We start from the raw sequence: 10,221 nt of genomic DNA, 5'->3' as shown, positions 1-10,221 counted from the left end.
CGGACCGGTGCCAGAAGAAGACCAGCAGGAAAAAGTCGTCGACTACTTGAGGCGGGTCACCTCGGATCTCCGCCGTGCGCGTCAGCGGATCGGAGAGCTGGAACTCACCAAGAACGAGCCCATCGCCCTGGTGGGAATGGGCTGCCGTCTCCCCGGCGGTGTCCGTTCCCCGGAGGCGCTGTGGGAACTGGTCGAATCCGGTGGCGACGCCATATCGGGATTTCCCGGGGACCGCGGCTGGAATCTGGAGCGGCTCACCGGTGACGGCGAGGGAAGCAGCGCGACCCACGAAGGCGGATTCCTTTACGAGGCGGCGGAATTCGACGCCGGATTCTTCGGGATCTCCCCGCGCGAGGCGCTGGCGATGGACCCCCAGCAGCGCATGCTGCTGGAGGTGGCCTGGGAGGCGCTGGAGCGGGCCGGGATCGCCCCGACCTCACTGCGCGGCAGCCCGGCCGGGGTCTTCGTCGGCGCCTACCACTGGGGACAGCCGTCGGCCGCCTCGGCCGGCGAACTCCAGGGACACGCGCTGACCGGTACCGCGGCGAGTGTGCTGTCGGGACGGCTCGCCTACACCCTCGGTCTCGAAGGCCCGGCCATCACCGTCGACACCGCCTGCTCCTCCTCACTGGTCGCACTGCATGTGGCGGCCCAGTCGCTGCGCAGCGGAGAGTCCTCACTCGTCCTGGTCGGCGGCGTCACCGTGCTGACGGAGCCCTCGGTCTTCGTCGAGTTCAGCAAGCAGGGCGGCCTCGCCCCCGACGGCCGCTGCAAGGCGTTCTCCGACGACGCGGACGGCACGGGCTGGGGGGAGGGTGTCGGCGTACTCGTCGCGGAACGGCTCTCCGACGCCCGGCGCCACGGGCACCGGGTGCTCGCGGTGCTGCGCGGCAGCGCGGTCAACCAGGACGGCGCGTCCAACGGGCTCACCGCGCCCAACGGGCCCTCCCAGGAGCGGGTGGTCCGGCAGGCCCTCGCCACGACCGGTCTGTCGCCGTCCGAGGTGGACGCGGTGGAGGCGCACGGTACGGGGACGCGGCTGGGTGATCCGATCGAGGCGCAGGCGCTGCTGGCCACCTACGGCCAGGACCGCGACCCCGGGCGTCCGCTGTGGCTGGGTTCGCTCAAGTCGAACATCGGGCACACGCAGGCCGCGGCGGGGGTGGCGGGTGTGATCAAGATGGTGATGGCGCTGCGTCATGGGGTGCTGCCGCGTACGTTGCACGCGGAGACGCCGTCGTCGCATGTGGACTGGTCGTCGGGTGCGGTGCGGTTGTTGTCGGAGTCGGTGGAGTGGCCGGAGACGGGGCGTCCGCGGCGGTGCGCGGTGTCGTCGTTCGGTATCAGCGGTACCAACGCCCATGCGCTGCTGGAGCAGGCCCCGGCCGAGGAGCGCGCCGAGGAGGCGTCCCAGCGGGTCGGCGCGGATCCGGGTGCCGCTTCGGGCGTGAGTCCGGCCACGGCGCCTGCCGCGGTGCCGTGGGTGGTGTCCGGGCGGGGTGAACCGGCGGTACGGGAGCAGGCGCGGGCTCTTGTCACACGGCTGGAGGCGAGCACTCCCGTGCCACGGCCGGCCGATATCGGCTTCTCCCTCGTCACGACCCGGGCGCTCTTCGAGCACCGCGCCGTCATGGTCGGCGCGGACCATGAGCAACTCCGTGCGGCAGCGGGCGCGTTGGCCGCCGGACACTCCACGACCGAACTGGTCGAGGGTGTCGCGGATGTCGAGGGGAGGACGGTGTTCGTCTTTCCGGGGCAGGGGTCTCAGTGGGCCGGGATGGGTGCTCGACTCCTGGACGAGTCGTCGGTGTTCGCCGAGCGGATCACTGAGTGTGCCGCGGCTTTGAGTGAGTTCGTGGACTGGTCGTTGGTGGATGTGCTGCGGGGGGTGGAGGGCGCTCCGTCGTTGGAGCGGGTGGATGTGGTGCAGCCCGTTTCGTTCGCGGTGATGGTGTCGCTCGCGGAGCTGTGGCGTTCGTGCGGTGTGGAGCCCGATGCGGTGGTGGGTCATTCGCAGGGTGAGATCGCGGCTGCTGTGGTGTCGGGTGCGCTGTCTTTGGCGGATGGTGCGCGGGTGGTGGCGTTGCGGAGTCAGGCGATCGGGCGTCGGCTGGCGGGGCGCGGCGGGATGATGTCCGTCCCGCTGCCGGTGGCGGAGGTGGAGTCCAGGCTTGAGGCGTGGCCCGGCCGGGTGTCCGTCGCGGCCGTCAATGGTCCGCGTTCGGTGGTGGTCTCGGGTGAGCCGGGTGCGCTGGACGAGTTGTTCGCGGAGTTGTCGGGTGAGGGGGTGCGGGTCCGTCGTATCGCGGTGGATTACGCGTCTCATTCGGCGCAGGTGGAGGATCTGCGGGAGGAACTCCTCGATGTGCTGGGGCCGGTGTGTCCTCGTGTGTCGGAGGTGCCGTTCTTCTCCACGATGGCGGGTGGGTGGCTGGACACGGGGGAGATGGGGGCGGAGTACTGGTTCCGCAACCTCCGGCAGCGCGTACTCTTCGCCGACGCGATCCGCGATCTGCTGGGCGCCGGCCACCGGAAGTTCGTGGAGGTCAGCTCGCATCCCGTACTGGCCATGGCCATGCAGGACATGACCGAGGCGTACGGTGAACCCGCTGTCGTCACAGGCACTTTGAGGCGCGACCGGGGCGGTCTGTCGCGGTTCCTGCTCTCCGCCGCCGAGATCTTCGTACGGGGTGTGGAGGCCGACTGGACCCGTGTGTTCGCCGGCACCGGCGCCCGCCGGGTGGACCTGCCCACGTACGCCTTCCAGCACGACCGCTTCTGGCACATCCCCACCGCTCCCGACGGGACCGCCGCGCCCGATCCGCTGGACGCGGAGTTCTGGGCGGCTGTCGAGAAGGCGGATCTCCCCGCGCTGACCTCGGCCCTGGGCACGGACGAGGACTCGGTCGCCGCCGTGCTGCCCGCGCTGTCGTCCTGGCGCAGGTCGCGCCGGGACCGCTCCACCGTCGACTCCTGGCGCTACCGGGAGTCCTGGACACCGGTCGGCACGGTCCCCCCGGCACCGCTGTCCGGTGTCTGGCTGGTGGTCTCCACCGAGGGCATCGACGACAGCGAGACCGTCGGAGCCCTGAGCGCCCACGGCGCCGAGGTACGGCGGCTCGTACTGGACGAGCCCTGTGTGGACCGTGCGGTCCTCGCCGGGCGGCTGGCCGGTCCCGATGGGGTCGGTGATCTCGCCGGGATCGATGGGATCAGCGGGCTCGACGGGATTAACGGGCTCGACGGGCTCGACGGGATCGTGTCGGTCCTCGCCGAGGCTGAGGAGCCGGGCGAGCGCCATCCGGGGCTCGCGCTCGGACTGGCGCTGACCGTCTCGCTCGTCCAGGCGCTGGGCGACGCCGGGATCGACGCGCCGCTGTGGTTCCTCACCCGGGGCGCCGTCTCCACCGGGCGCTCCGACGCGCTCACCCGCCCCGCCCAGGCACAGGTGGCGGGCGTGGGCTGGACGACGGCCCTGGAACATCCCCGGCGCTGGGGCGGTGTCATCGATCTGCCCGCCACGCTCGACCGGCGGGCCGCCGGGCGGCTGGCATCGGTCCTGGCCGGCGCCGCCCGCGAGGAGGACCAGCTCGCCATCCGTGCCTCCGGTGTGTTCGTCCGCCGTATCGTCCGCGCAGGATCCGGTGGACAGGGAGCCGGGGGGCGGGGATTCGGCGGGCAGGGATTTGGCGGGCAGGGGTCCGGGGGGCGGGACCCGTCCCGTACCTGGACACCGCGCGGCACGACACTGATCACCGGCGGCTCGGGAACACTCGCCCCCGGTCTCGCGCGCTGGCTGGCGGACCAGGGCGCCGGGCATGTGGTGCTCGCCAGCCGCCGGGGCATGGCCGCCCCGGGCGCGCCCGAACTCGTCGCCGAACTCGCCGAGTCGGGCACCGAGGCCGTCGCGGTCGCCTGCGACATGACGGACCGGGACGCGGTGGCGTCGCTGCTGGCGGGGCTCAAGGCCGAAGGACGTACGGTACGCACCGTCATCCACACCGCCGCCGTCATCGAGCTGTACACCCTGGACGAGACGACGATGGAGTCCTTCTCCGACGTCGTGCACGCCAAGGTCGCCGGAGCCCGCCATCTCGACGAACTGCTCGACGACGGCGAACTGGACGACTTCATCCTCTACTCGTCCACCGCCGGGATGTGGGGCAGCGGTCATCACGCGGCCTATGTGGCGGGCAACGCGTATCTCGCCGCGCTCGCCGTCGACCGCCGGGCGCGCGGGCTGCGTACCACCTCGGTCCACTGGGGCAAGTGGCCCGACGACCTCGAACGCGAGCTGGCCGACCCGCACCACATCCGCCGCAGCGGTCTGCGGTATCTGGACCCGGAGGTCGCGCTGAGCGGACTGCGTACGGTCCTGGAGGACGACGAGACCGTCATCGGGCTCACGGACATCGACTGGGACACGTACCACCCCGTCTTCACGGCGGGCCGCCCCACGCGCCTCTTCGACAAGGTGCCGGAGGTCGCACGTCGGCTCGGCGGGGACGAGCCGGCGGCGGGGGCGCGGCCGGAGACGAGCGGCCTCACCGCGCGGCTGCGCGAGCTGACCGCCCCCGAGCGGGAACGTCTGGTGCTGACCCTGGTCCGGACGGAGGCGGCGGCCGTCCTCGGCCATGCCTCGGCCGAGGCGTTTCCCGAGCGGCGCGCCTTCCGCGACATCGGCTTCGACTCGGTCACCGCCGTGGACCTGCGTAACCGTATCGTGGCCGCCACCGGTCTCCCGCTGCCGTCGACCATGGTGTTCGACTACCCCAACGCCCTCGCGCTGGCCGGCTTCGTGAGGTCGGTGGCACTGGGCGGCGACGACCGGGCGTCGATGTCCCCCGGCCCCTCCGCGGCAGGTCCCGGCCCCTCCGTCTCAGGTGCCGGTGCCGGAGCCGGCGCCGGGACCGACGACGACCCGATCGCCATCATCGGGATGAGCTGCCGCTACCCCGGCGGCGCGGGCTCGCCCGAGGAGCTGATGCGGCTGGCCCTCGACGGCGCCGATGTGATCTCGGAGTTCCCCGCGGACCGGGGCTGGGACGCGGCGGGACTCTACGACCCGGACCCCGACCGGCAGGGCAGGACCTACTCCCTCCAGGGCGGATTCCTGCACGAGGCCGCGGAGTTCGACCCCGGCTTCTTCGGGATCTCCCCGCGCGAGGCGGTCGCCATGGATCCGCAGCAGCGGCTGCTGCTGGAGACCTCGTGGGAGGCGTTCGAGCGCGCCGGTATCGAACTGGACGCGCTGCGCGGCAGCGCGGCGGGCACCTTCTTCGGCGCCAGCTACCAGGACTACTCGTCGAGCGTGCGGAACGGTACCGAGGGCTCCGAGGTGCACATGGTCACCGGCACGGCGGCCAGTGTGCTGTCCGGGCGGGTGTCGTATCTCTTCGGCTTCGAGGGGCCCGCCGTCACCGTCGACACCGCGTGCTCGTCCTCGCTCGTCGCGATGCATCTCGCCTGCCAGTCGCTGCGCAGCGGCGAGAGTTCGCTCGCGCTGGCCGGCGGCGCGGCCGTGATGGCGACCCCGCACGCCTTCGTGGGCTTCAGCAGGCAGCGGGCTCTCGCGCTCGACGGCCGCTGCAAGCCGTTCTCCGAGGCCGCCGACGGTATGACCCTGGCCGAGGGCGTCGGTGTCGTCCTGCTGGAGCGGCTCTCGGACGCCCGGCGCAACGGACACCGTGTCCTCGCCGTCGTACGGGGCTCGGCGATCAACCAGGACGGCGCGTCCAACGGACTCACCGCCCCCAACGGCCCTTCCCAGCAACGGGTGATCCGCCAGGCCCTCGCCAACGCCGGTCTGTCGCCGTCGGAGGTGGACGCGGTGGAGGCGCACGGTACGGGGACGCGGCTGGGCGATCCGATCGAGGCGCAGGCGCTGCTGGCGACCTATGGGCAGGGCCGTGATCCGGAGCGTCCGCTGTGGCTCGGGTCGGTCAAGTCGAACATCGGGCACACGCAGGCCGCGGCGGGTGTGGCGGGTGTGATCAAGATGGTGATGGCCATGCGCGAGGGAGTACTCCCCGGAACGCTCCACACGGACATCCCCTCGTCCCATGTCGACTGGAGCGCGGGCGCGGTGGAGCTGCTGCGCGAGGGGACCGAGTGGCCGGCCGCGGACCGTCCCCGGCGCGCCGGGGTGTCGTCCTTCGGGATCAGCGGCACCAACGCGCATCTGATCCTGGAACAGGCCACGGAGACCGAGTCCGGGACCGAGTCCGGGACCGAGTCCGGGACCGTGACCGGGACCGACGGCGAGTCCGAGACCGAGTCCGGGACCGACGGCGAGTCCGGGACCGGCGGCGAGACCGGCCGGGACACCGGGACCGGGCGGGCGCCCGTGGTGCCCTGGCTGATCTCCGCGAAGTCCGAGGCGGCGCTGCGTGAGCAGGCGGCCCGGCTCCTCGCCCGCGTCGAGGCGGACCCCGCCCTGTCGCCCGCGCGCGTCGGCTGGTCCCTCGCGACCACCCGGACCGCCTTCGACCATCGCGCGGTGGTCCTCGGCGCGAGCCGGGCCGGTCTCCTGCGCTCCCTCGACGCCGTCGTCACGGACGCCGGCGCGCCCGGTGTGGTGCGCGGCACCGTCGGCGAGGGCTCGACGGGCCCCGTGTTCGTCTTCCCGGGCCAGGGCTCCCAGTGGTGGGGGATGGGCCGTGAACTGCTCGCGGGTTCCGAGGTGTTCCGCGAGACCGTGGACGCCTGCGCCGCCGCTCTCGCCCCGTACATCGACTGGTCGCTGCACGACGTGCTGGGCGGCGAGGGAGATCCCGCGCTGCTCGAACGGGTCGATGTGGTCCAGCCCGCGCTGTTCTCGATGATGGTCGCGCTGTCCGCGCTCTGGCGCTCGTACGGTGTCGAGCCCGCGGCGGTCGTCGGTCACTCGCAGGGCGAGATCGCCGCCGCCCATGTGGCGGGAGCCCTGACCCTGGAGGACGCCGCCGCCGTCGTCGCCCTGCGCAGCCAGGCCCTGCCCCGGCTGTCCGGCCTCGGCGGCATGATGTCGGTGGCCGCGCCCGTCGGCCGGGTGACCGGTCTGCTGGAGCCCTGGGGCGCACAGCTCTCCGTCGCCGCCGTCAACGGGCCGTCCTCCGTCATCGTCTCCGGAGACGCGGCGGCGCTCGACGAACTGCTCGCCCTCTGCGGGGAACAGAACGTACGGGCCCGTAAGGTCTCGGTCGACTACGCCTCGCACGGCGCGCACGTGGAGGCCGTACGTGACGAACTGGCCCAGGTGCTCGCTCCGGTCACGTCCGCGGTCCCGGGGGTGCCGTTCTACTCGACGGTGACCGGCCGCCGGGTGGAGGATGCCGTGTTCGACGGCGGCTACTGGTACACCAACCTCCGGCAGACCGTACGGATGGAGGAGGCGACCCGGGCGCTGCTGGCCGACGGACACCGTGTCTTCATCGAGGTCAGCCCGCACCCCGTGCTGGCCGCGGCCATCCAGGAGACCCAGGAGGCCTACGGAACCCACGGATCTCACGGGATTCACGGGGTTCACGGGACCGAGGTGGGCCGGCTGACCCAGGAGGGCCAGGAAGGCCAAGAGGCGGAGCAGTCGACCGTCGCGGGCTCCGCGGTGGTGCTCGGGTCGCTGCGCAGGGACGAGGGCGACACCCGGCGCTTCCTGACCTCCCTCGCCGAGGCCCATGTGCACGGCGCCCGGGTCGAGTGGCGCACGGCGTTTCCCGAGGGCGCGTTTCCCGAGGACGTCCGCGAACCGGTCGAGCTGCCCACGTACGCCTTCCAGCGCCGGCGGTACTGGCCCGCGACGCGGCCCGCGGGGATCCTCGGGTCCGCCGGGAGCGCCGGAAGCGCCGGGAGCGAGGCGGACGCCGCGTTCTGGCAGCTCGTCGAGAGCCAGGACCTGGAATCCCTCGCCGGTGAACTGGGCGTCGCCGCCAACGGTGAACTGTCCTCGCTGGGCGCGGTCCTGCCGACACTCTCCGCGTGGCGTGCCAAGTCGCGTGAGCGCTCCACCGTCAACGAATGGCGCTACCGCGTCGACTGGACCCGGCTGAGCGACCCCGGCGGTGCCGCCGTTCCCGGCTCCGCCACCCATCGGGACGGCCGCCCCGCCACCCGCCCCGTCGGCCGCTGGCTCGCGGTGGTCGCCGCGGGCAGGACCGACGACCCCTGGGTCTCCGGCGCGCTCGCCGCGCTGGGCCCGGACACGGTCCGCTTCGAGGCCGACGCGGGCGCGGACCGTACCGCCTGGGCCAAGCGGCTGGCCGAACTGACCGCCGACGGAACGGAGTTCGCCGGGGTACTGTCCCTGCTGGCCCCGGTCGAGGAACGGCACCCGGACTACGCCTCCGTGCCCGGCGGACTGGCGCTCACCCTCACCCTCGTCCAGGCGCTCGGCGACGCCGGGCTGCGCGCCCCGCTGTGGTGCGCCACCCGGGGCGCCGTCTCGGTGGGACGCGACGACCGGCTCGCCCATCCCGTGCAGGGCGCCCTGTGGGGTCTCGGGCGGGTCGTGGCGCTGGAGCACCCGGACCGTTGGGGCGGTCTGGTCGACCTCCCCGACACGCTCGACGCGCGGGCCGGCGCCCGGCTGACAGCCGTACTCACCGGGCTCTACGGACCGGACGGCGCGGGCGGCGCAGGCGGACCGGACGGCGCGGGCGGCGCAGGCGGACCGGGCGGCGTGGGTGGCGCAGGCGGTCCGGGCGGACCCGGCGGCGAGGACCAGATCGCCATCCGGCCCTCCGGTGTCTTCGGTCGCCGTATGGTGCACGCCGCGCCCACGACCGGTACCCCCGAGCGCCCCTGGCGGAGCCGGGGTACGGCACTGGTCACCGGGGGCACCGGCGGTATCGGCGGCCGGATCGCCCGGTGGCTGGTCGAACGCGGCGCCGCCCATGTGGTGCTGACCAGCCGGCGCGGCGAGGACGCGCCCGGCGCGCCCGGACTCCGCGCCGAACTGGAAGAGTTGGGCGCCCGGGTCACCGTCGCCGCCTGCGACGCCGCCGACCGTGACGCGCTCGCCGCCGTCCTCGCGGCCATTCCCGACGACGCGCCGCTGACCTCGGTGTTCCACGCCGCCGGGGTGGCGGACGGCGACGACCCGGTCGAGTCGCTGACACTGGCACGGCTCGACGCGCTGATGCGCGCCAAACTGACCGCCGCCCTCCATCTGCACGAACTGACCCGCGACAGCGAACTCGACGCCTTTGTGCTGTTCTCCTCGGGCGCGGCGGTCTGGGGCAGCGGCGGCCAGCCCGGTTACGCGGCGGCCAACGCGTTCCTCGACGCACTGGCCGGGCACCGCAGGGCCGAGGGGCTCACCGCCTCGTCGGTCGCCTGGGGCACCTGGGCCGAGGTCGGCATGGCCACCGTCGACAAGGTCCACGAACGGCTGCGGCGCCAGGGCGTCATGCCCATGGAACCGGCGACGGCGATCGCCGCGCTCCAGCGGATGCTGGAGGACGACGAGACGTCGCTCACCGTCACACGGATGGACTGGGAGCGGTTCACCCCCGGCTTCACCGCGGCCCGGCGCAGCCCGCTGCTCTCCGGGATCCCGGAGGCGGGCCGCGCGCTGGCCGCCGACAGCGCCGTACCCACCGGCGACGGGGCCACGGCCACCCCGGCCGCCCCGCCGCTCAGGCAGCGGCTCGACGCGCTGCCGACCGCGGAGCGCGCTCGCGCGCTGCTGCAAGCGGTACGGGCCGACGCGGCGTCCACGCTCGGCCATGACACGGCCGGGGCCATTCCCGCGACGCGGGCCTTCCGCGACGTCGGATTCGACTCCGTGACCGCCGTCGAACTGCGCAACCGGCTACGGACGGCTCTCGGCCTGCCCCTGCCCGCCGCCCTGGTCTTCGACCACCCCACCCCGGCGGCCCTCGCCCGGCACCTCGGCTCGCTGCTGTTCCCAGCCGCCCCCGAAGGGGACGGCACGAACGGCGGAAGCCGGGCGAACGGCGGGTACGTTACGGACGGCGCGGACGGAACGAACGGCGGGGACCGGCCGGACGATCCGGACGCGCGGATCCGCCACGCCCTCGCCTCCGTGCCCATCAGCCGGCTCCGTAAAGCGGGACTCCTGGACATGGTGCTCCGGCTCGCCACCGACGACGCCACCGAGGCCGCCGCCCCGGCCGTGTCCGGCACGGACGGCTCACTCGACGACATGGACGCCGAAAGCCTGCTGCGGCTCGCCACCGAGATCTAGTGCCTCTCCCGGCAGGAGTGCCTTCCCGGCGACGG

The 10,221-nt window shown here is 73.4% G+C and carries 1 protein-coding gene; it reads left to right on the top strand.

The annotated features are described in order from the left end of the window. The first annotated feature begins 7 nt into the window (after positions 1–7). Positions 8–10,186: a type I polyketide synthase gene (locus ACWGDX_RS14415; RefSeq protein ID WP_453625481.1), complete on the top strand. Its 10,179-nt coding sequence runs from the start codon at positions 8–10 to the stop codon at positions 10,184–10,186. The last annotated feature ends 35 nt before the right edge of the window (positions 10,187–10,221 follow it).

The organism is Streptomyces sp. NPDC055025, assembly GCF_053608565.1.
Note: the sequence above shows the minus strand (reverse complement) of the source record. Positions and strands in the feature narration are given on the sequence as shown.